Annotated in this window: 9 protein-coding genes; 5 read left to right on the top strand and 4 right to left on the bottom strand. The window is 74.0% G+C overall.

Annotated elements, in window-relative coordinates:
• Window positions 1-125: 125 nt before the first annotated feature.
• The 3 genes from ACFV4F_RS28540 to ACFV4F_RS28530 all read right to left on the bottom strand — a co-directional run bounded on the left by ACFV4F_RS28540 (window position 126) and on the right by ACFV4F_RS28530 (window position 5,273).
• A complete protein-coding gene (locus ACFV4F_RS28540) occupies window positions 126-641 on the bottom strand; it encodes an SMI1/KNR4 family protein (protein WP_380506649.1) in 516 nt (171 codons plus the stop codon).
• The gene (locus ACFV4F_RS28535; protein ID WP_380506646.1) at window positions 638-1,876 is read right to left on the bottom strand and encodes a cytochrome P450; all 1,239 of its coding nucleotides are present in this window, start codon (window positions 1,874-1,876) and stop codon (window positions 638-640) included. The genes ACFV4F_RS28540 and ACFV4F_RS28535 overlap by 4 nt, the downstream gene beginning before the upstream one ends.
• 193 nt (window positions 1,877-2,069) lie before the next feature.
• Window positions 2,070-5,273 carry a M28 family peptidase gene (locus ACFV4F_RS28530; protein ID WP_380506642.1) on the bottom strand — a complete coding sequence of 1,068 codons (3,204 nt, stop codon included), beginning with the start codon at window positions 5,271-5,273 and terminating at the stop codon, window positions 2,070-2,072.
• A 347-nt stretch (window positions 5,274-5,620) separates the two neighbouring features.
• Between ACFV4F_RS28530 and ACFV4F_RS28525 the strand changes: the two genes are divergently transcribed.
• Together ACFV4F_RS28525 and ACFV4F_RS28520 are read left to right on the top strand one after the other, a co-directional pair.
• The gene (locus ACFV4F_RS28525) at window positions 5,621-7,084 is read left to right on the top strand and encodes a helix-turn-helix domain-containing protein (protein WP_380506639.1); all 1,464 of its coding nucleotides are present in this window, start codon (window positions 5,621-5,623) and stop codon (window positions 7,082-7,084) included.
• Between the two features lie 133 nt (window positions 7,085-7,217).
• Window positions 7,218-7,679, top strand: a complete 462-nt coding sequence (locus ACFV4F_RS28520) for a rhodanese-like domain-containing protein (protein WP_380506636.1) — start codon at window positions 7,218-7,220, stop codon at window positions 7,677-7,679.
• A gap of 33 nt (window positions 7,680-7,712) precedes the next feature.
• Here ACFV4F_RS28520 and ACFV4F_RS28515 read toward each other — a convergent pair whose 3' ends face one another.
• Window positions 7,713-8,891: a cytochrome P450 gene (locus ACFV4F_RS28515; RefSeq protein WP_380506633.1), complete on the bottom strand. Its 1,179-nt coding sequence runs from the start codon at window positions 8,889-8,891 to the stop codon at window positions 7,713-7,715.
• A gap of 426 nt (window positions 8,892-9,317) precedes the next feature.
• On the opposite strand from ACFV4F_RS28515, the gene ACFV4F_RS28510 reads away from it, so the two are divergent.
• The 3 genes from ACFV4F_RS28510 to ACFV4F_RS28500 are packed head-to-tail and all read left to right on the top strand — an operon-like array spanning window position 9,318 to window position 22,007.
• Window positions 9,318-18,659 carry an amino acid adenylation domain-containing protein gene (locus ACFV4F_RS28510; RefSeq protein WP_380506630.1) on the top strand — a complete coding sequence of 3,114 codons (9,342 nt, stop codon included), beginning with the start codon at window positions 9,318-9,320 and terminating at the stop codon, window positions 18,657-18,659.
• Window positions 18,646-20,346: a phytoene desaturase family protein gene (locus ACFV4F_RS28505; RefSeq protein ID WP_380506627.1), complete on the top strand. Its 1,701-nt coding sequence runs from the start codon at window positions 18,646-18,648 to the stop codon at window positions 20,344-20,346. The genes ACFV4F_RS28510 and ACFV4F_RS28505 overlap by 14 nt, the downstream gene beginning before the upstream one ends.
• A 20-nt stretch (window positions 20,347-20,366) precedes the next feature.
• Entirely contained in the window at window positions 20,367-22,007 is a 1,641-nt protein-coding gene (locus tag ACFV4F_RS28500) for a phytoene desaturase family protein (protein ID WP_380506687.1), read from the top strand.
• Window positions 22,008-22,021: the final 14 nt, after the last annotated feature.

Below are 22,021 nucleotides of genomic sequence, written 5' to 3'. Positions count from 1 at the left end.
GGTGGCGCGGTCCCGCAACGGCGGACCGCTCGATGTGGCGCCATCGTCGCAGCGGCCGACCGGGGGTCGACGACGTCGGGGCGGACACCGCGGCGCGATCACTCCGACGGGCCATCGCCTCGCCGTCAGGTGTCTTCGGCGGGAGCGAGCCAGGCCTCGTACCAGTCGCGGAAGTCCGGGCCCGGGGTGAGACCGCCCCAGTCGGGGTCGTCGTGCCACACCTCGCCCGCGTTCGGGCCGGTGACGACGAGACGGGACCACATGCCGCAGCCGCCCTCCGCGATGACCAGGCTTCCCGCGACCGGGTGCGGGCCGTGCCCGGTGAACGGCATGGCCAGGACGCCGGGGCGCAGGTCGTCCTCGCGCACGCCGTGGATGGCGTCCTCCTCGTCGAGGACCTCCGTGAGTCCGACGACGCCGTAGTCCGGGCCGGCACCGCCGTCGGCGACGTCGGTGAGGAAGCTCCGGTAGGAGGAAGGGAGTTGGACGCCGTGCCGGTGCTCGAACGCCCGGATGGTCTCCTCGGCGAGCGGCGGCCGGAGCCGGTAGTCGTGGTGGTCGGAGCCGAAGCGGCGGCGTTCGGGGTCCGCGTCGGCCATGGCGGCGAGGCGGGTGCGCACCCTGGAGGCGTCCCGGGTCACGTGAGCAGCACCGCCGGCGTCGGGCCGTCGGGGCGGACGGTGATGCTGTAGGCGGCGCCGGTGGGGGTGGAGAGGAAGGCCGGGGTGTACGCCGGGAGGAGCAGTTCGAGCAGGGCGGTGGTCTCGCGGACGGCGAACTGGGTGCCGAGGCAGGCGCGGGCGCCGAGGCCGAAGGGGTAGTAGGCGGCGAGGTGGGCGGGGCGGGTCCCGGTGGCGGTGAAGCGGGTGGGGTCGAAGCGCTCCGGGTCGGGCCAGAGAGCGGGGTCCCGGTGGGTGAGGTACGGGCAGACGAGGACGTCCGTTCCGGCCGCGATGTGGTGGCCGGCGATCACGTCGTCCTCGGTGGCATGCCGAGGGAGCATCCAAGCGGACGGGTAGAGGCGCAGGGTCTCGCTGACGAGCGCCTGGGGGGCGGCCGTACGGGCCTCGGGGTGGCGGTCGAGGAGGAGATACAGCCAGGTGAGGGTGGTGGCGGTGGTCTCGTGGCCGGCGACGATGAGGGTGACGAGTTCGTCGCGGATCAACCGGTCGGTGTACTCGGGGTGTTGGCGCGAAGCTTCGAGGAGGTCGTGCAGGACGCCGGGGGAGTCGTGGGTGGTGCGCGCCGCGTCGATGGCGGCCTGGGCGATCGCGTCGATCCGGGCGAGGTCCTCGGCCACCGCGTCGCGGGCGTCGGCCGCGTTGGTGGGCAGGGTCGGCATCGCGGCCACCACCCGTTCCACCGAACGGAGTTCGCGGTCGGTCGCGTCATCCATCTCGTGTCCGGTGAGGGCCCGCCACACCGTGTCGAGGGCGAAGCGCCGCATCTCCTCGCCGACGTCGAAGGTCTCGCCGGTGCGGGCGTACCCCGCCCACCGGTCGGCCGTGCGCCGCGCCGCCTCGGCGATCCGCTGCTCGTAGCGCCGCATGCCCGTCCCGGTGAACTGGGACTGCAGCAGCCGCCGTTGACGCTTCCACGCATCCCCGCTGGCGGACAGCACACCGTCCCCGACGAGCATCCGCGCCCGGTGCGAGCGCTTCACGTACCGGTCCGGATGCCGCCCGAGCACGTGCTGCACACCCGCCGGATCCGTCACCAGCACGGTCGCCCGCTCGCCCCCGAGCGGGACCGCGGCGATCCCCCCGACCTCCCGCCGCGCCCGCGCGAGCAACTCGACGAGGTCGGCCCCGGAGGCCCGCCACTGCTCGACGGCCTCGGCGGGAAGCTCGGGAACGGAAAGCGCTTCGGTGGCCACGGGCTGCTCCTCGGTGCGGCGGCTGTCGGTCCGTCGGATCCGGACGGAACTCTATGGCAGGGCAGTGGCGATCATGGAATGACGACGGGACCCGGTGCTCTCCTCTCGTCATCAACGCGCGCGGCTGCGCCGCGGTCCGTCCCCCTCGACGGGCCGCGGCGCAGCTCTTTTTCCCCTCTGCGCGTCAGAGACGTCAGATGCGCTGCCAGAGGGCCGGGACGATGGGCGGTTCCCAGCCGGCCTGGGCCGTGTGGCCCTGGATGCAGCGGTAGCTTGCGCCGTTGTACGTGACGACGTCGCCGGCCTGGTAGGTGGTGCCGGGGGTCCAGGTGCCGCCGGGGTTGCCGCTCCCGACGGTCAGGGAGTAGGTGGTGGTGTGGGTGGCGGTGCCGGTGCCGGTCACCGTGATGGTGTAGGTGCCGGCGGCGGCCGAGGAGGAGGCGGTGACCGTCATGGTCGACGAGCCGCCGGACTGCACCGAGGCCGGGCTGAAGGAGACCGTCACGCCCGCCGGGGCGCCGCTCGCCGACAGGTTGACCTTCTGCGCGGAGCCGGACGTGGTGGCGGTCGAGACGGAGGCCGTGGCCGAGCCGCCGGGCGTCACCGAGCCGTTGGCCGGGTTGACGGACACCGAGAAGTCGTTGGACGGGGCGGTGCCGCCGACCGAGGTCTTCCAGATGGTGTACGCGACGCCGTTGGCGCTGCGCTTCAGGGCCGTCGGGTCGATGTTGCCGCTGGTGTCGCAGGACTGGTGGTAGCAGGAGTCGTAGGACTGGTTCGCGGTGCCGCCCCACTTGGCCGCCTGCGCCGCCGTCTTGACGGCGTCCGCGCCGGCCGCGTAGCCGGAGGTGGCGATGCCGGCCTGCTGGAAGGAGTAGTCGTCGGAGCGGCCCTGGCCCTCGACGTTCTCCTCGGGCTGGAGGTTGAGCGAGTCCCAGTACGCCTTCATGGGGGCGGCGGGCGCGGTGGTGATGTTGTTGATGAAGTAGCCGGCGTTGGGCGAGCCGACCATGTCGAAGTTGTAGTAGGCCTTGATCGCGGAGCGCTGGGCGGAGCTCAGCTGGCCGACGTAGGAGCGGGAGCCCTGGAGGCCCTGCTCCTCGCCGGTCCACCACGCGAAGCGGACGTGCCTGGTCATGGCCGGGTTCTGCTGGGCGAGGGCGAGGGCGTTCTCCAGCAGGGTGGCCGAGCCGGAGCCGTTGTCGTTGATGCCGGGGCCGGCCTGGACGCTGTCGAGGTGGGCGCCGAGCATGGTGACCTGGTCGGCGGGGCCGCCGGGCCAGTCGGCGACCAGGTTGCTGGACGGGTAGTCGCAGGAGCTGCAGGTCTGTTCGGCGACGGTGTAGCCGGCGGCCTGGAGCTTGCCCTTGATGTACGCGACGGACTGGCTGTGGCCGGCGCTGCCGGCCCGGCGGTTGCCGCCGTTCTGGTCGGCGATGGTGTTGAGCTGGGCGAGGTCGGCCTGGATCTTCGCGACGTCGATGTCGGGCGCGGGTCCGCCGGGCGTGCCGCCGCCGACCGTCAGGGTGTACTGGGCGGTGTGGGTGGCCGCGCCGGCGGTGCCGGTGACGGTGATGACGTACGTCCCGGCCGGGGCGCCCGAGGAGGCGGACAGGGTCAGGGTCGCGGAGGAGCCGGTCTGCACGGAGGACGGCGAGACGGTGGCCGTGACGCCGGCCGGCGCGCCGGATGCGGTCAGGCCGACGTTCTGCGCGGTGCCCGAGGTGACGGCCGTGCTGACCGTCGCCGTGGTCGAGGAGCCGGGCTGGACGGAGCCGGACGCCGGGCCGAGGGCGAGCGAGAAGTCGTTGTTGCCGGACGGCGTGCAGCTCGGGTCGCCGCTCTGCGCGGGCACGCTGACCGCGTCCCAGGCCGCCTTGGTGCGGTTGTAGAAGCCGCAGGTGGGGTCGAGGTTCTTGGCGGCGGTCAGGGTGGTGGTGCGGTAGCGCTTGTACGTCATGCCGCTGGTCTTGAGCAGCATGCCGCCGTAGAAGACCTGCCCGGCTTGCTTGACGCCGATGCCGGTGACCGAGGAGCCGTTGCAGGTGGGGCTCGTGGGCTTGCCGCCACCGGGGTTGGAGCCGAGGCTCAGCAGGTAGAACCAGTGGTTGAGCGGGCCGGCCGCCGCGTGCACCTCGGTGCTCGGGATCGAGGAGGAGTAGCAGTCGGGGTCGTTGTTGACGAGCGAGGGCTGGTAGAGGCTGCGGATCGGGCCCTGGCCGAGCAGGTTGGCCTCCCGGCCGACCTGGTAGTCGGGGTAGTCGTAGGGCGAGGGCTGGTTGGCGTACTCCTTGGTGAGCGCGCCGAAGATGTCGCCGGTGCCCTCGCCGAGGCCGTTCTCGTTGTTGGCGCCGCCGGGGGTATACTGGTCGATGCCGTGGCCGAACTCGTGGCCGACGACGTCCTGCGCGGCGATCCACTCGCCGCCCTGGTTGTGGCCGATGGAGACGGAGCTGCCGTCCCAGTAGGCGTTGACGTCGTTCAGGCCCATCTTGACCGGCCAGCTGCCGCCGTTGCCGTCGTGGCCGTTGCGTCCGAGCCAGTCGCGGAGCATGTTCCACTCGGTCTGGGCGGCCCACATGGCGTCGCCGCAGCCGGTCTCCCTGCTGGACGGGTCGCCGGTGCCCCAGGAGTCGGAGGACTTGGTGAGCACCTGCCCGGTGTCGTAGTCGGAACAGGTGAGGCCGGGCCGGTTGGGGTCGCGCAGGCTGTACGAGCCGCCGGAGTTGGTGGTGTTGATGGTGAGCGGCCCGGGGCCGTTCCACTTGCTGTTGACGGTGCCCGCGCGGACGTCGTCGTAGCTGTCGATCACCTCGCCGGTGGCGGCGTCGACGAACACGTGCAGCTTGCTGGGCGCGCTGTCGGTGCGGCCGGTCAGGACGGTCTCCCAGGCGAGCCGTCCGGCGCCGTCCTTGACCCGGACGACGAGCCGGCGCGCGTCCACCGAGTCGACGGCGGCGAGCCGGGTGCGGGCCGTCTGCTCCGCGTGCGCGGCGCTCACCTGCGGGGTCGTCGAGCCGCCGACCGGGCCGGTGGCCGCGGACTGGAGGCCCTGGACGCGCCCCTGGCCGTCGGCTATGACGACGGCGTCGCCGCCGACCACGGGCAGGCCGCGATAACTGCGCTCGTAGGCGACGGAGTAGAGGCCGTTCAGCCAGGGGGTGACGGCCCGCCGTTCGTACGTCTCGCCGGGGCCCTTGGCGAGGGCGTCCAGGCCGGCCGCCGCGGCGGCGTCGGCGGCGTTGACGGCGGCGGCCAGGGCACTGGGCGGGGCGGCGGAGGGACCTGGGTCCGCGGCGGCGGCCGGCCCGGCGCCGGTGGCGGCGATCAGGCCGGCCAGCACGGTCAGGGTGGTCGCCGTGGTGAGCAACCGGCCCGTGGTCAGTCTGCGTTGCATCGAGGCTCCTCGAACGTGGGGGTCCTCGACCGCGGACGGCGTGGTGGTGCGTGGAGCTGCGTTCCGCGGGCCGCGTCTGGGGGACGGCCGTTCGCTGCGGGCCGTCCGCGCTCGGGTGCCGGAACCCTCACATGTCGTCATGGCCGGGTCAATGGGCGGTGCGGAGGTGCCCAAGGGTTGGCAAATTCCGTCAAGGCGCCGGGGGTCCGCCCGGGGTCGTCCGGAAGCCCGAATTGGTTGAGACCACGTCATGTACGGATCGCGTGCCATCGAGTACCGTCCTCATCGTCGGACGGTCCGTGAACGTCCCGGGGGCCGGGGTTGGAGCGCTACCGCGGGAGGCAGCCGTGCACCGGAACCGGGTGGCCGCGCCCCAGCCGTCGACGACCCGGCCGTCGACGCCCAGGCCGTCCGCGCCCCAGCCGTCGACGCCCCAACCGGACGGGCCCTGGCGCGAGTTCGGCGCCCGGCTGCGCCACTGGCGGCGGCGGGCCGGACTCACCCAGGCCCAGCTCGGCGCCGGCATCGGCTACGACCACACCGCCGTCAGCAAGATCGAGCACGGCACCCGCCGGGTCACCCCGCGCGTCGCCGACCGGCTCGACGACCTCCTCGCCGCCGGGGGCGAACTGCGCGGCGCCCTCGCGCGGGCCGAGGAGGCCGAACTCAACGCCGCCGTCCTGCCGTTCGCCCCCGGCCTCACCCGCCCGCCGCTGCCCGGCGACCCCGACGAGCGCGGCCCGCAAGCCCCGTGGTGCGCGCCGCCGCGCCGCCTGCCCGACTACGGACTGCTCTGCCCCCTCCACGGCGCCGACGGCTGCGCCGTGCCCGCACCCGCCGAACTCGCCGCCCTGCACGCCGGGTTCTGCGCGGCCGACCCCGCCGCCCCGCCACCCCTGGACGCCGACACCGCACACGCCCTCACCGGGCTCCTCGCCGCCCGGCTGCGCTCCGGCGAGACCGCCGCCCACCCCGGCCTCGCCGCCGCCGTCGAGCGGACCCTGCGCGCCGTCCTCGCCCGGCTCGCCTCCGCGTCCGCCTCCGCCGATCAGCGGCGCCCGCTGGCCCGCCTCGCCGCCGAGTACGCGCACGCCGCCGGCGCGCTGCGCATGCAGGGCGGCCGCAACGCCACCGCCATGGCCTGCTTCGACCGGGCGCTCACCTGGGCCGAACTCGCCGGCGACACGGCCACCCAGGTCGCCGCGCTCAGCGACATGAGCACCCTGGCCCGGCTCGACGGCGATCCGGCGGCCGCCCTCGGCTACGCCCGCGAGACCGGCCGGGTCGCGCCCGGGCGGCACTGGGCGGCGGCGATGGGCCAGATCGGCCGGGCCAGGGCGCACGCGCTGACCGGCGACGTCCGCGAGACCGTCCGGCACATCGGCCGCGCCCGGCTCCACCTCGACCACATCGGGCCGCGCGACGAGGCCGACGCGCCGTGGCTCTCCATCGCCTCCATGCGGATGCGGGTCGAGTCCGGCGCGGCTGCGGCCCTGCGGGATGTTGCCGCCGCCGTCGGCGACCCGGTGCTCGCCCGGCACGCGCTGGCCGCCGCGGAGAGCGCGCTGCACCTCCTCGGGCCTGCCCAACTGCCGTCCACGCGGCTGCTGTTCACCGTCCGGGTCGCCGACTGTCACGCGTGCGCGCACGACCCGCAGGCCGCCGTCGCGCTGCTCGGCCGCACGCTTGAGGCGGCGCCGGAGGAGGTCCTGCCGGCGCTGGTCGGGCGCGAACTGCGCGGCCTGCGCGAGCGGTTGGCTGCGCACCGGCCGGTGGAGGCGCACCGGCTCGCGGAGCTGGCGGGCTCCTGAAAGCTCCCTGGTACGGCCCATCGGGAGCTGGCGGGATCTTGACGAAGACAGGCGATCACGACACTCGTGGGCGGGTCGGGGCGCGGGCCAGGATGAGCACATCGCACCGAGCCACCACCCCAGGAGCACCCCGATGACCAGCGCCGTCCTCTCCGTCCCCGCCGCCGACCCGGCCCTCGCCGCCGCCCACTTCCTCTCCCGCCTCACCTTCGAGGCCGACGTCTCGGACGTGCGCGCCGACCTGCTGGCCGGTGTCCCGGGTCTGGTCGTCGTCGACTCGCGCAGCGAGGTGGCGTGGTCCCAGGGCCGCATCCCGGGCGCCCTGCACCTGCCCACCGCCCGCATCCCGGAGCTGGCCCCGCGGCTGGTCGACCGCGGGGCCACCGTCGTCACCTACTGCTGGGGCCCCGGCTGCAACGGCGCCACCCGGGCCGCCCTCGCCTTCGCCCGCCTCGGCTACCGGGTGAAGGAGATGCTCGGCGGCTTCGAGTACTGGGCCCGGGAGGGCTTCGCGTACGACACCGACAACGGCACCGAGCAGCGGCCGATCGACGACCTGACGGCCCCGCGCTCGGGCATCTCCTGCGCCTGCTGAAGCCTGGTCGGGCGCCCGGTCACGCGCCCGGCCTCACCACGTCACCGTGAGCCGGCGCGGGCTGCGGGTGGAGAACACGCAGCGCCACTCGATGGCCTCGACCGGCTCGGCGAGCCGCAGGCCCGGGAGGCGGGTGGCGAGGCGGTGGAGCGCGAGGCGCAGTTCGAGGCGGGAGAGCCAGGCTCCCAGGCAGTGGTGCGGTCCGGCGCTGAAGACGAGTGTCGGAGCCTCCAGCGGTTCGAAGAGTCCGTCGGGCAGGCCGGTGGTGAAGACCTCGGGGTCCTGGTTGGCGCTCCACCGGTCCAGGAGCACCACCGCGCCGGCCGGGATCGTCACCCCGCCGACCACCACCTCCCGGACGGACCGGCGCAGGGCGCCCTGCCCCTCGCCGAGCGGGATGGTGTGCAGCAGCCGGTCGGCGGCCGCCTGGGCGGCGTCCTCCGAGGTGAGCCGCGGCCAGGCGTCCGGGCGCTCGTCGAGCAGGTAGACCAGGAAGTTGCCGAGTGTGGCGACGGTCGTCTCGTGGCCGCCGGCGATCAGTCCGCAGATCAGCTTGACCATGCGCTCCTCGGAGACGCCGCCCTGCTGGTCGGCCGCCGCCACCATGCGGCTGACCAGATCCTCCCCGGGCTCGCGCCGCCGCCGGTCCAGGAGTTCGGCGGCGAATGCGTAGAACTCGGCCAGCACCGCCCGGACTTCGTCGACGGGTTGGCTGCGGTCGGCGAACAGGTGGTCGGTCCAGTGGCGCAGCCGCTGCCGGTCGACGTCCTCCACGCCCATCAGGCGGCTGATCACGTCGACCGGCAGCGGCATGGTCAGCGAGGCGACCAGGTCGGCTGGGGGGCCCTGGTCGACCACGTCGTCGACGAGCCGCTCGACCACGGAGGTCAGCCAGGGCGTCCACGCGTCGATGGCCTTGCGGGTGAAGGCCTGCTGCATGAGGGCGCGCAGCTGCCGGTGCTCCGGGCCGTCGATGTTGCTGATGAAGCCGGGGTCGCCCTCCAGGCCGGAGACGGAGCCGAGCGACGGGGCGTCCGGCGCGAACAGCGCGGCCCGCCCGAACGCCGGGTCGGTGAGCACCTGCCGGACGTCGGGGTAGCGGGTGATCAGCCAGGCGGGCGTGCCGTTGGGCAGCGCGGTGAGCCGGGGCGCGCCGTGCGCGGCGGGCTTGCGGCGGTGCAGGGGAATCAGCGTGCGCTCATCGATGGACATGGATCCTCCGGCGGCCCCGTGGGCGGGGTTCGTGGCCAATGGGTCTGCCACCAGCTTTGCCGGGGTGTGCACGATCGATCCAGAAGATCGTCAAAGACGCTCTGGAATATTCCGCCATTCGTGTAATCCGCACGTCGAATCAGCTTCGTAGTGGGTGCCTCCGGCTAGCATCACTGGCGTTTCCGTTCGTCCGCCATCGAAAAGCCTGGGAGCGCGTGCTGTCCGCCATTGCCCGTCGGGTCAGATGTCCGCTTCCACCCGTCTCTGCCGGATTATTCGAGGCGTGATAAATCACGCTGTGCCCGCCGGCAGCAGTGATCGGATTTTCTTAGGAATCGGATTTCCATAGGACCGCGTGTTCGCAGTCGAAACGAGTTTCTCCGTCCAGGGAATTCGTGAACGCGAACCGAACCCCCGGATTGGACCATGACCTCCTCGCCCCTCGACGTGCCCAGCGAACGGATCGCGATCACCGGGATCGGCTGCCGCCTGCCCGGCCACGCCAACGACCACCGGTCGTACTGGCGCAACCTGCTGGCGGGCCGGGACTGTCTCGTCCCGACGCCGGCCGACCGCTACGACGTCGCGTCGCTGGGCAGCCGGGACCGGGCCAAACCGGGGCGGCTGATCGGCGGCCGGGGCGGGTACATCGACGGCTTCGACACCTTCGACCCGGAGTTCTTCGGCATCAGCCCGCGCGAGGCCGCCTACATGGACCCGCAGCAGCGCAAGCTGCTGGAGGTCACCTGGGAGGCGCTGGAGGACGGCGGGCAGCGGCCGTCGGAGCTCGCGGGCCGGGACGTCGGGGTGTACGTCGGCGCGTTCACCCTGGACTACAAGATCCTCCAGTTCGCCGACCTCGGCTTCGAGACGCTCGCCGCGCACACCGCCACCGGCACCATGATGACGATGGTGTCGAACCGGATCTCGCACTGCTTCGACTTCCGCGGCCCGAGCGTCTCGATCGACACCGCGTGCAGCTCCTCGCTGGTCGCGGTGCACCTGGCCTGCCAGAGCCTGCTCCGCGGCGAGACCGAACTCGCCCTGGCCGGCGGCACGTTGCTGCACATGGCGCCGCAGTACACGATCGGCGAGACGAAGGGCGGGTTCCTCTCGGCGGACGGCCGCTCGCGGGCCTTCGACGCCGCCGCCGACGGGTACGTGCGGGCCGAGGGCGTCGGCGTGGTGGTGCTCCGCCGGCTGTCGGACGCGCTGCGCGACGGCGACCCGGTGCACGCGGTGATCATCGGCAGCGGCGTCAACCAGGACGGCCGCACCAACGGCATCACCGTGCCGCGGGCGGACGCCCAGGTCACGCTGATCGAGCGGGTGTGCGCCGAGGCCGGGGTGCGGCCCGGCGGCCTGCAGTACGTCGAGGCGCACGGCACCTCGACCCCGGTCGGCGACCCGATCGAGGCCAATGCGCTCGGCCGGGTGCTCGCGGTCGGGCGGCGGCCGGGGGAACGCTGCTACGTCGGCTCGGTCAAGACCAACATCGGGCACGCCGAGTCCGCCGCCGGAGTGGCCGGGCTGATCAAGACGGCGCTGGCGCTCGAGCACCGGCGGATCCCGCCGCACATCAACCTGGAGCGGCCGAACCCCGACATCGACCTCGACGCGCTGCCGTTCGAGATCCCGCGCACCGCCGTCGACTGGCCCGAGCACGAGGGGCCGGCGCGGGCGGGGGTCAACTCCTTCGGCTTCGGCGGCACCAACGCGCACGTCCTGCTGGAGGAGCCGCCGCCGCGCGAGCCCGTCGCCCCGGATCCCGCGGCACTGCCCGCGCCGGCGTGCACGGTGCTACCGCTGAGCGCCCGCGACGCGGCCGCGCTGCCCGAGCTGGCCGCCGGCATCCGCCGTGAACTCGCCGACGGCGCCGACCTCGTGGACCTCGCGCACACCCTCGCGCACCGGCGCGAGCACCTGCCCGAGCGCCTCGCTGTCGCGTACGCCTCCCGGGAGTCGCTGGACGAGGCGCTGGCCGCGTACGAGCGCGGCGAACCGCACCCCCGGGTGGTCCAGGGGCGGGCCCGCGAGCGCCGACAGCGCCGGTTGGCCTGGGTGTTCACCGGCATGGGGCCGCAGTGGTGGGCGATGGGCCGCGGGCTGTACGCGAGCGAGCCGGTCTACCGCGAGGCGGTCGACGCGTGCGACCGGGAGATCCGCGCGCAGGCCGGGTGGTCGCTGCTCGACGAACTCGCCCGCGGCGAGGACGAGTCGCGGATGGCCGAGACCTGGCTCGCGCAGACCGCCAACTTCGCTCTCCAGGTCGGTCTTTCGGCGCTGTGGCGGAGCCGCGGCCTGCGGCCGGACGCGGTCGTCGGGCACAGCACCGGCGAGGTCGCCGCGTTCCACGAGGCCGGGGTGTACGACCTGGCCGACGCCGTCACGGTGGTGCTGCACCGCAGCCGCCTCCAGCACCGCCTCGCCGGGACGGGCACGATGCTCGCCGTCGGCCTGCCGGAGGCCGACGCGGAGCGCCGGATCCGCCCGCACCGCCAGCGGGTGTCGCTGGCGGCCGTGAACGGGCCGAGCGCGGTCACCCTCGCGGGCGACGCCGACGCGCTCGGCGCCCTCGCCGAGGAACTGCGGCAGGAGCGGGTGTTCGCAAAGTTCCTGGACGTCGAAGTCCCCTACCACAGCGTGCGGATGGACCCGATCCGCGAGGAGCTGCTGACGGCGCTCGCGGGCATCAAGCCGCGCGCGGCGCAGGTGCCGCTCTACCTGACCGCCGACGAGGGCCGCGCCCTCGGGCCCGAGCTGGACGCCGCGTACTGGTGGCGCAACGTCCGCCACCCGGTGCGCTTCAAGGCCGCCGTCGAGCTGATGGCCGAGGACGGGTACGGGCTGTACCTGGAGGTCGGCCCGCACCCGGTGCTCGGCCACGCGATCCGCGAGTGCCTGGCGGACCGCGACCCGGACGTCCGCGCGCTGCCCTCCGTCCGCCGCCGCGAGGACGAGCCCGAGCGCGTCACCCGCACCCTCGCCGAGCTGCACACCCTCGGGGTGGAGCCGTCCTGGCCGGCCCTCCACCCGGCCGGCCGCGCGGTGCCGCTGCCCTGCTACCCGTGGCGGCGCGACCGGTACTGGGCCGAGCCGAAGCCGGTCGAGCAGGTCCGGCGCGGCGAGTCGGACCACCCGCTGCTCGGCCGCCGGACCGCCGCCGCGCAACCGACCTGGGAGATCGCGCTCGACGTCGAGAAGCTGCCGTACCTGTCCGATCACCGCATCGAGGGCAGCGCGGTGTTCCCGGCCGCGGGCTACCTGGAGATGGCCGCCCAGGCCGTCCGGACGCTGACCGGCGGGACGGACGCGGTGCTCGCCGACGTCGACCTCGCCCGGGCGCTGGTGCTCTCCGACGCGGAGCCCACCAGGGCGCAGTTCTCCTTCCTCCCGGACGACGGCCGGTTCGGCGTCGCGTCGCTGCCCGCCAGCGGCGACCCGGTGGTGCACGCGAGCGGCCGGATCCGCACCGGCCAGCGCCGCGCCCACGGGCCCGCGCTCGACGCCGACGCCGTCCGCGCGCGCGGCACCCGTCACGGGAAGGCCGACTGCTACCGCGCGCTGGCCGCCCGGGGCTACCACTACGGCCCCGCCTTCCAGGCCGTCGACGAGGTGTGGACGGCGCCCGGCGAGGCGCTCGCCCGGATCAGCCCCACGGTCGAGGACGCCGCCGGCCACCACGTGCACCCGGTGCTGCTCGACGCGTGCTTCCAGACGCTCCTCGCCGCCCAGGTGCTCCAGGGCGACGGCGACGGCGTGCGGCTGCCGGTGTCGATCGGCGAGGTGCGCCTCGGCCCGGTCGGCGACCAGCCGGTCTGGGCCCACGCGACCGTCACCCGCGACACCGGCGACGAGCTCCTCGGCGACCTCGCCGTGTACGCCGAGGACGGCGCCCCGCTCGGCCGGATCACCGGCTTCCGCGTCGCCGACGTCGCCCGCGCCTCCTCCTCGGTGGGCCTCGCCACTATCGACGGCTGGCTCACCGAACTCGCCTGGGTGGAGGCACAGGAGTCCGAGGAGGCGCAGGGGCCCGAGGAGGCCGGGGAGCCCGAGGAGACCGACGCCGGAGGCCTCGTCCTGCTCGCCGACGCGGGCGGCCTCGCCGAACGCCTGGCCGCCCGGGCGGGGGAGCGCGGCATCCGCTGCCACCTCGTGCGGCCCGGCGACGGCTACCGGCACACCCCCGACGGCTCCACCGTCCGCCCCGAGGCGGCCGAGGACTTCACCCGCCTCCTCGCCGACCTCGACCCCGCGTTCCGCACCGTCGCCCACCTCTGGAACCTCGACCAGCCCCGCCTGGACGACTCCCTCCACACCGACCTCGACCGCCTGGCCGGCCTCGGCGCCTACTCGCTCGTCGCCCTCGCCCAGGCCCTGCCCGCCGCGCGACCGGACGGACGGCTGCACATCGTCACCCGCGGCACCCAGGCCACCGGCCCCGACGACCGCGTCGAACCGCTCGGCGCCCCCGCCTGGGGCCTCGGCCGGGTGCTGTGGCAACAGGAACTCGTCGCCCAGCGCGGCACGTTGATCGACCTGGACGGTGCCACCGGGCACGGAAGGCCGATCGGCCTCGACGCCCCCACGGACCTGCTCGACGAGGTCGACGCGCTGCTGCGCGAACTGACCGCGTCGGCCGCGCACGGCGAGCAGGAGATCGCCCTGCGCGGCGGCCGCCGCCTCACCAGCCGGCTGCGCCCCGCCGAGGGGCTCACCAAGCCGCTGCCGCTGAGCCTGCGGCCCGACGGCAGCTACCTCGTCACGGGGGCGTTCGGCGCCCTCGGCCGGCTGTTGTGCCGCACCCTCGTGCGGCGCGGCGCCCGGCGGCTGATCCTGCTCGGCCGCACCGCCCTGCCCGAGCGCGACCAGTGGCGGCACACCGAACCCGACAGTCCGGCCGGTGCCCGCATCGCCTTCCTGCGCGAGCTGGAGGCACTCGGCGCCGAGGCCCTCGTGGCGCCCGTGGACGTCACCGACGAGACCGCCCTCGGCGCCTGGCTCGCCGACTACCGGGACCGCCAACTCCCGCCCGTCCGGGGCGCGTTCCACCTCGCCGGACAGGTCCGCGACACCCTGCTCCCGCAGATGGACCGCGCGGCCTTCGACGCCGGCTACCTGCCCAAGGTGGCCGGCGGCCACCTCCTGCACCGGCTGCTCCGCGACGAACCGCTCGACCACTTCGTGCTGTTCGCCTCCGTCGCCTCCCTGCTCACCACCGCCGGACAGACCAACTACGCGGCGGGCAACGCCTTCCTCGACGCGCTCGCCCACCACCGCCGCGCCGACGGCCTGCCCGCGATCAGCCTCGACTGGGGCCCGTGGGCCACCGGCATGATCGAGGAGCTCGGCCTCGTCGCCCACTACCGGGACGCCCGCGGCATGAGCTCGCTCCCGCCCGAGGCCGGCACCGCCGTCCTGGAACGGGTGATCGGGCAGGACCGGGCCCAGCTGCTCGTCGCGACCGTCGTCGACTGGCCGGTCTTCCTCGCCTGGTACCCCGCGCCGCCGCCGCTCGTCGCCGACCTGGCGGCCGACGCCGCCGAACCCGCCCAGGCCGAGACCGGCGGCCTCCTGGCCGCCTTCCGCGCCGCCGACCCGGCCGGCCGGCGCACCCTGGTCGCCGAGCGCTTCGCCGCCGCCGTCGCCGCGGTGCTGCGGATCGGTGCCGAGCGGATCGACGAGGACACCCGGCTCGGCGCGCACGGCCTGGACTCGCTGCTCGCCATGGAGCTGCGAGCCCGCGTCCTCGGCGAACTCGGCGTCGCACTGCCGGTGGTGGCCCTGCTGAGCAACGGCCCGGCCGGCGAACTGCTGGACCTCCTGCACGACGGCCTCGCCGCCCTGGCCGCCGACGACGGCACGGCCGCGCGCGCGGCCGTCGACCTGCACACCGACGAGCGGTGCTACCCGCTCACCCACAACCAGAAGGCGCTCTGGTTCCTCAAGCAGCTCCACCCCGACGGCTTCGCCTACAACATCGGCGGCGCCGTCGAGGTCCGCACCGCGATCGACCCCGGCCTGTTCGCCGAGGCCTTCCGCGCCGTCGTCGCCCGCCATCCCGCGCTGCGCGCCGCCTTCACCGCGGAGGAGGGCCGCCCGGTGCAGCGGATCAGGGACGAGGCCGTCGTCAACACGGCGCTGGTCGACGTCGAGGGCCGGCCCTGGGCGGAGGTCCGGGACCTGATCGTCGCGGAGTACCGCAAGCCGTACGACCTGGAGCGCGACCCGCTGGTGCGGCTGCGGATGTTCCGGCGCGGGCCGGAGCACTGGGTGCTGATGAAGGCCGTCCACCACATCGTGTCGGACGCGATCTCGACGTTCACCTTCATCGAGGAGCTGTTCGAGGTCTACGAGGCGCTGACGGCGGGCCGCACGCCCGAGCTGCCGCCGGTGCCCGCCCGCTACCTCGACTTCCTCAACCACCAGAACCGCTTCCTGGCCGGTCCCGAGGCCCGCCGGATGCTCGACTACTGGCGCGGCCACCTGCCCGCCGAGGTGCCGATCCTCAGCCTGCCCACCGACCGGCCCCGGCCGGCCGTGCAGACGCACAACGGCGCGTCGGTCTTCTTCCAGCTGGACGCCGAGCTCAGTGCGCGTGTGCACGAGCTGGCCCGCGCGCACAACGCCACGCCGTTCATGGTCCTGCTGAGCGCCTACTACCTGCTGCTGAACCGCTGGTCCGGGCAGGAGGACATCATCGTCGGCAGCCCGGTGACCGGGCGCACGCAAGAGGAATTCGCCTCCGTCTACGGGTACTTCGTCAACCCGCTGCCGCTGCACGTGAGCCTGGCCGGGGAGCCGACGGTCGCCGAGCTGCTGGGGCGGGTCCGGGCGACGGTGCTCGGCGGGCTGGACAACCAGGAGTACCCGTTCGTGCTGCTGGTCGAGCAGTTGGGGCTCCAGCACGACCCCAGCCGCTCGGCGGTGTTCCAGGCGATGTTCATCCTGCTCACCCACAAGGTCGCCGTCGAGCGCGACGGCTACCGCCTCGACTACATCGAACTGCCCGAGGAGGAGGGACAGTTCGACCTGACGCTCTCCGCCTACGAGGAGGCGGCGGACGGCTGCTTCCACTGCGTGTTCAAGTACAACTCCGACCTCTTCGACGCCCCGACCGTCGAGCGGATGGCCGGGCACTACCGCAACCTCGTGGACGCCATGACGCGCGCCGCCGCCGAGCGGCCCACCGACCGGCTGCCGATGCTCGGCGCGGACGAACGGAGGCTCGTGCTCACCGAGTTCAGCGGCGCCGGACGCGCCCTGGACCACGACGTGCCGCTGCCCGACCTGTTCGCCAAGGCCGCCGCCGAACACCCCGAGGCCGTCGCCGTGGTGGCGCCCGGCCGCACGGGGCCAGCCGAGGCGCGGCGGCTCACCTACGCGGAGCTCGACCACCGCTCCCAGCGGGCCGCCCTGCGGCTGCGCGAACTCGGCGTGCGGGAGGGCTCGGTGGTGGCGGTCTGCCTGGCCAAGTCGCCCGAGCTGATCGGCACGCTGCTCGCGGTCTGGCGGGCGGGCGCCGCCTACCTGCCGCTCGACCCCGGGCACCCGGCCGACCGCCTCGCCTACCAGGTCGCCGACGCGGGCGCCGTCCTCGTCGTCGTCGACCAGGAGCTCCCGGCCCCGGCGGGGCTGCCCGTCCCGCTGGTGACCCTGGAGGACCTGGCGGGGCCGGCGGCCGAGGACGCCCCGCTGCCCGGCACCGACCCGGACCGGCCCGCGTACGTGATCCACACCTCCGGCTCGACCGGCCGCCCGAAGGCCGTCCGGGTGGCCCACCGCAGCCTCGCCGCGGTGGCCGCGGGCTGGCGGGCCGAGTACCGGCTGGACACCGACGTCCGGGTGCACCTGCAGATGGCAGGCGTCTCCTTCGACGTCTTCACCGGCGACCTCGCCCGGGCGCTCGGCTCGGGCGGCACGCTCGTCCTGGTCGACCGCGAGCTGCTCTTCGACCCCGCCCGGCTGTACCGGACGATGCGCGAAGAGGCCGTCGACGGCGGTGAGTTCGTCCCGGCGGTCGCCCGCGCCCTGCTCGCCCACTGCGAGCGCGAGGGCCTGCGGCTGGACTTCCTGCGGCTGCTGGTCGTCGGCTCGGACCTCTGGAAGGCCGGCGAGCACGCCCGGCTGAGCGCCCTGTGCGGCCCGCGGACCCGGGTGGTCAACTCCTACGGCCTGACCGAGGCCAGCGTGGACAGCACCTACTTCGAGGGGCCGGTGGACGCCCTGGAACCGGGCCGGATGGTGCCCATCGGGCGGCCGTTCCCCAACAGCGCGCTCTACATCCTCGACCGCCACGGCGAGCCGGTGCCGCCGGGCGTCCCCGGCGAACTGTGGATCGGCGGCGCGGGCGTGGCCGACGGGTACCCGAACGACCCCGGGCAGACCGCCGAGCGCTTCACCACCCTCGACCTGGACGGGCCGGTCCGGCTCTACCGCACCGGCGACCTCGGCCACTGGGACGCCGGGGGCACCGCGCACCTGCTCGGCCGGATCGACAACCAGGTGAAGGTGCGCGGCCACCGGATCGAACTCGGCGAGGTCGAGGCCCAGTTGGCCGACCGGCCGGAACTGGCGCAGGTGTGCGTGACGATCCGTCAGGACGTGGCGGGCGAGGCCGTCCTGTGCGCGTACTGCGTCCCGGCGGAGGGTTCCGTACTGGACCGCGGCGAGCTGCGGCGCCACCTGTCCGAGCGACTTCCCACCTTCATGATCCCGTCCTGGTTCACCGAACTGCCCGCCCTGCCGCTGACGTCGAGCGGCAAGGTCGACCTCGCCGCGCTGCCGGAACCGCGCGTCGAGGCCGGCGGTGACCGGCACGAGCCCCCGGTCACGCTCTACGAGACCCGGATGGCCGCCCACTGGGAGGCGCTGCTCGGGGTGGACGGGGTCGGCCTGCAGGACGACTTCTTCGAACTCGGCGGCAGCTCCATCCGGTTGATCGAGCTCATCCACCACCTGCGGACCGAGTTCAACATCGCCGTCCCGGTCGGCCGGCTCTTCGCGGTCACCACCCTGCACGGCATGGCGCGCGCCGTCGAGCAGATCATCACCGGCGAGGCGGCGGGCGGCGAGCCCCACCTGTGGTTCAACCGGGACGCGCCGCCCGAGCGGACGGTGTTCTGCTTCCCGCCCGCCGGCGGGCACGGCCTGGTCTACCGCCAGCTCGCCGCGCACCTGCCCGGCCACCGGATCGCCGCCTTCAACTACCTCTCCGGGGACGACAAGGCGGCCCGGTACGCGGACCTCGTCGAGGCGCTGCACGAGGACGGCCCGTACGCCCTGCTCGGCTACTCGCTCGGCGGCAACCTCGCCTTCGAGGTGGCCAAGGAGCTGGAGCGGCGCGGCCGCGCGGTGAGCGCCGTCGTCGTCCTGGACTCCTACCGGATCACGGAGGCCTACGCGCTCGGCGAGGAGCACCTCGCCGCGTTCGAGCGGGAGCTCCGCGAGCACCTGCACCGGCACACCGGGTCGACGCTCGTCGCCCAGGAGACCCTCGAACAGGCCCGGGACTACCTGGAGTTCTGCAGCCGCACGCCCAACACCGGTACCGTCGCCGCCCCGCTCACCGTGGTCTGCGACCGCGAGCAGGTGGTCCTCCATACGGGCGGCTCGGGCGGGTCCTGGCAGGGCGCCTCCACCGCCGGCACCGCGGTGCTCGGCGGGCACGGCACCCACGCCGAGATGATGGACGGCGAATTCGCCGCCCGGAACGCCGAGTTGGCGGGCACGATCCTGGCCGGAGGCGGCGCCGATGGCCACGCCTGACCGCGGCCCGGACTGGACCGCCCGGGAGCGCCCTCCCGGCGGCCCGCCCCGGGTGATCGTCATCGGCGCGGGCATCGCGGGCCTCGCCACCGGCTGCTACGCGCAGATGAGCGGCATGGAGACGCGCATCTTCGAGAAGCACGTGCTGCCCGGCGGCTGCTGCACCGCGTGGTCCCGCGACGGCTACCTCTTCGACTACTGCATCGACTGGCTGATCGGCACCGCACCGGGCGCCGGCGGCCACCAGGTGTGGCGCGAACTCGGCGCGCTGGACGGCAAGTCGGTGACCGAGTTCGACGTCTTCAACCGCGTCGTCGACGAGCACGGCCGGGCCGTCACCTTCTACAACGACCCCGACCGGCTCGAACGGCACCTGCTGGAGACCTCCCCGGCCGACGCGCCGCTGATCCGCTCCTTCTGCAAGGACTTCCGCCGCTTCGCCGCGCTCGACCTGCCCTGGGAGGTGACGCCCCCGCCACTGCGGACGGCGGCCCAGCGCCTGCGCACCGCGCGCGCCGTCCTGCCCGCGTTCCGGCTGTTCTGGCGCACCGCGACCACCCCGATGCGGGGCTTCGCCGACCGCTTCCAGGACCCGCTGCTCCGGCGGGCCCTGCCCAACATGTTCCTTCAGGAGCCGGCCGGCTTCCCGCTGCTGCCGTACCTGTACACGCTGGCCGCCGCGCACAACGGCAACGCCGGTTTCCCGCAGGGCGGTTCGCTCGGGCTGGCCCGCTCGGTGGAGGAGCGCTACACCTCGCTCGGCGGGGTGGTCGGCTACCGCCACCGGGTCGAGCGGATCCTGGTCGAGGACGGCCGGGCGGTCGGGGTGCGGCTGCGGGACGGCAGCACGCACTACGCCGACCACGTGGTGTCCGCGTGCGACGGCCCGACCACCGTCGACCGCCTGCTGGAGGGCCGCTGGACGAGCCCGACGGCGGACCGGCTCTACCACGAACTCCTCGACAGCCCGGGCAACTTGTACCCGGCCGCCGTCTCGGTCTTCGTCGGCGTCGACGGCCCGCTGCCGCCCGGCGGGGCGCACAGCACGACGTACCTGCTCACCCCCGAGGAGGGCGCCCGGCTGCCCGGTGCGCTCCAGGACAGCCTCGTGGTGCAGCTGCGTTCGCGCTACGGCGACGGGTTCGCGCCGCCGGGCAAGTCGATCCTGCACTGCATGTACTTCAGCGACCACGCCTCGTGGAAGGCGCTGCGCGCGGCCGACCGCCGGGCGTACCGCGCCAGGAAGCAGGAAGTCGCCGACTTCGTCCGGGAGTTCCTGGAGCGGACGCACCCGGGGCTGGCGGGCCGGATCGAGCTGCTCACCGTGGCCTCGCCCGTCACGACCGAGCGGTTCACCGGCAACACCTACGGCAGCATCCTCGCCTGGCAGGCGTTCTCCGACGCCGAGGACGCCGCCAACCGGCTGGTCAACAAGGACCGCATGCGGCTGCCGGGGCTGAGCGGCTTCTCGATGGCGGGCCAGTGGGTCGGCATGGGCGGCCTGATCCGGGCGGCCACCAGCGGGCGGTTCGCCGTCCAGTACCTCTGCCGGGAACTCGGCCTGGAGTTCCGGGCCTGGCCCAGCGACGACCAGGAGCCCTGGCACCCCGGCAAGTGGGGCCGGGTGCCGCGGCTCGGCCGGGCGGACCTCGGGGCCGTGGAGACGACCGTGGGAGCGGCGGAATGAGTTCGACGACCAGGCCGGAGATGGTGATCGTCGGAGGCGGCCTCAGCGGCCTGTCGACCGGTTGCTACGGCCAGATGAACGGCTACCGCACCAAGGTGCTGGAGATGCACGAGATCCCCGGCGGCTGCTGCACCGGCTGGGAGCGTGGCGACTTCACGTTCGACCCCACCATCAGCTGGCTGCTCGGCAGCGGTCCGGGCAACGAGATGCACCAGATCTGGCTGGAGCTGGGCGCCCTCCAGGGCAAGCGGATGCGCAACTTCGACGCCTTCAACGTCGTGCGCGGGCGGGACGGCCGGGCGGTCTACTTCTACTCCGACCCGGACCGGCTGGAGGCGCACCTGCTCGGCCTCTCGCCGGCCGACGCCCGCCCGATCAGGCAGTTCTGCGGGGACCTGCGCCGGTTCCGCCGCTGCCTCACGCTCTACCCGTTCCTCAGCCCGGTCGGGCTGATGAGCCGCTGGGCGCGGTACCGGATGCTGGCGTCGTTCGTCCCGTACTTCAACCTCATCCGCCGCTCGCTCGGCGTCCTCATGACGGACTACTCTCAGCGCTTCCAGGACCCCTTGCTGCGCGAGGCGTTCAACTTCATCCTCTACGAGAAGCACCCCAACTTCCCGGTGCTGCCGTTCTACTTCCAGCTGGCCGCCCACGAGGGCCTGTCGGCCGGGGTGCCGGAGGGAGGTTCGCTCGGGCTGGCGCGCTCGATCGAGGACCGTTACAAGCGGCTCGGCGGCGAACTGCTGTGCAACACCAAGGTGGTGGAGATCCTCGTCGAGGACGACCGCGCGGTGGGGGTGCGGCTGAGCGACGGCACCGAGATCCCGGCGGACGTCGTGGTGTCGGCCTGCGACGGCCGGGCGACGGTGATGGACCTGCTCAAGGGCCGCTACCTGAACGGCACGTACCGCCGCCTCTACACCGAGTGCATCGACCAGCGGGACCAGGTCTTCCCCGGCTACGTCGCCGTCTTCCTCGGCCTGCGCGAGCCGTTCCCGGTCGGCGACCCGTGCACGACGTACCTGCTCGACGAGGACCTCGCGGGGCGGCTCACCGGGATCCGGCACCCGAGCATCAACATCCAGTTCCGCAGCCGCCACTACCCGGAGCTCTCCCCGGCCGGCACCGGCGTCGTGTTCGCGAGCTACTTCAGCGACATCGCCCCCTGGCGGGCGCTGAGCACCGGCCCCGAGCAGGCCGCCCGGATCCGCCGCGGCGAGGAGCTGCACACCCTGCCGGTCGGGCGCGGCCGGGAGTACCAGCGGGAGAAGCGGCGGGTGCGCGACGCCGTCATCGAGCTGCTCGAACGCCACCACCCCGGCATCCGGTCCGCGATCACCGTCAAGGACGTGTCGACCCCGCTGACCCAGCTGCGCTACACCGGCAACTACGACGGCTCGGTGCTCGGCTGGCAGCCCTTCGTGGAGAGCGGCGAGACCATGGAGGAGGAGATCAAGCGCAACGGCCCGGTGCTGCCCGGCCTGCGCGACTTCTACCTCTCCGGGGTGTGGGCCACCACCGGCGGCCTGATCCGGGCCGCCGCCTCCGGCCGGCACGTCATGCAGTTCATCTGCCACGACGAGGGCCGCCCGTTCACCGCTTCGGTGGACGACATCGCCCCGCCGCCCACCCATCTCGTCGACCGTGTCGGTCGGTTCTGAGTTCTTCGGTCGGT

It is taken from the genome of Kitasatospora sp. NPDC059722, assembly GCF_042733235.1.
In the GTDB taxonomy this organism is placed as follows: Bacteria; Actinomycetota; Actinomycetes; order Streptomycetales; family Streptomycetaceae; genus Kitasatospora.
The sequence above is the reverse complement of the archived record's forward strand: the minus strand, read 5'-3'. Positions and strand labels throughout refer to the sequence as shown.

What these genes read in the sequence shown, in the direction of transcription:
- ACFV4F_RS28515 (WP_380506633.1), bottom strand. Translation starts at nt 8,891, where the DNA reads ATGTCCATCGATGAGCGCACGCTGATTCCCCTGCACCGCCGCAAGCCC.
- ACFV4F_RS28520 (WP_380506636.1), top strand. Translation starts at nt 7,218, where the DNA reads ATGACCAGCGCCGTCCTCTCCGTCCCCGCCGCCGACCCGGCCCTCGCC.
- ACFV4F_RS28510 (WP_380506630.1), top strand. Translation starts at nt 9,318, where the DNA reads ATGACCTCCTCGCCCCTCGACGTGCCCAGCGAACGGATCGCGATCACC.
- ACFV4F_RS28500 (WP_380506687.1), top strand. Translation starts at nt 20,367, where the DNA reads ATGGTGATCGTCGGAGGCGGCCTCAGCGGCCTGTCGACCGGTTGCTAC.
- ACFV4F_RS28530 (WP_380506642.1), bottom strand. Translation starts at nt 5,273, where the DNA reads ATGCAACGCAGACTGACCACGGGCCGGTTGCTCACCACGGCGACCACC.
- ACFV4F_RS28505 (WP_380506627.1), top strand. Translation starts at nt 18,646, where the DNA reads ATGGCCACGCCTGACCGCGGCCCGGACTGGACCGCCCGGGAGCGCCCT.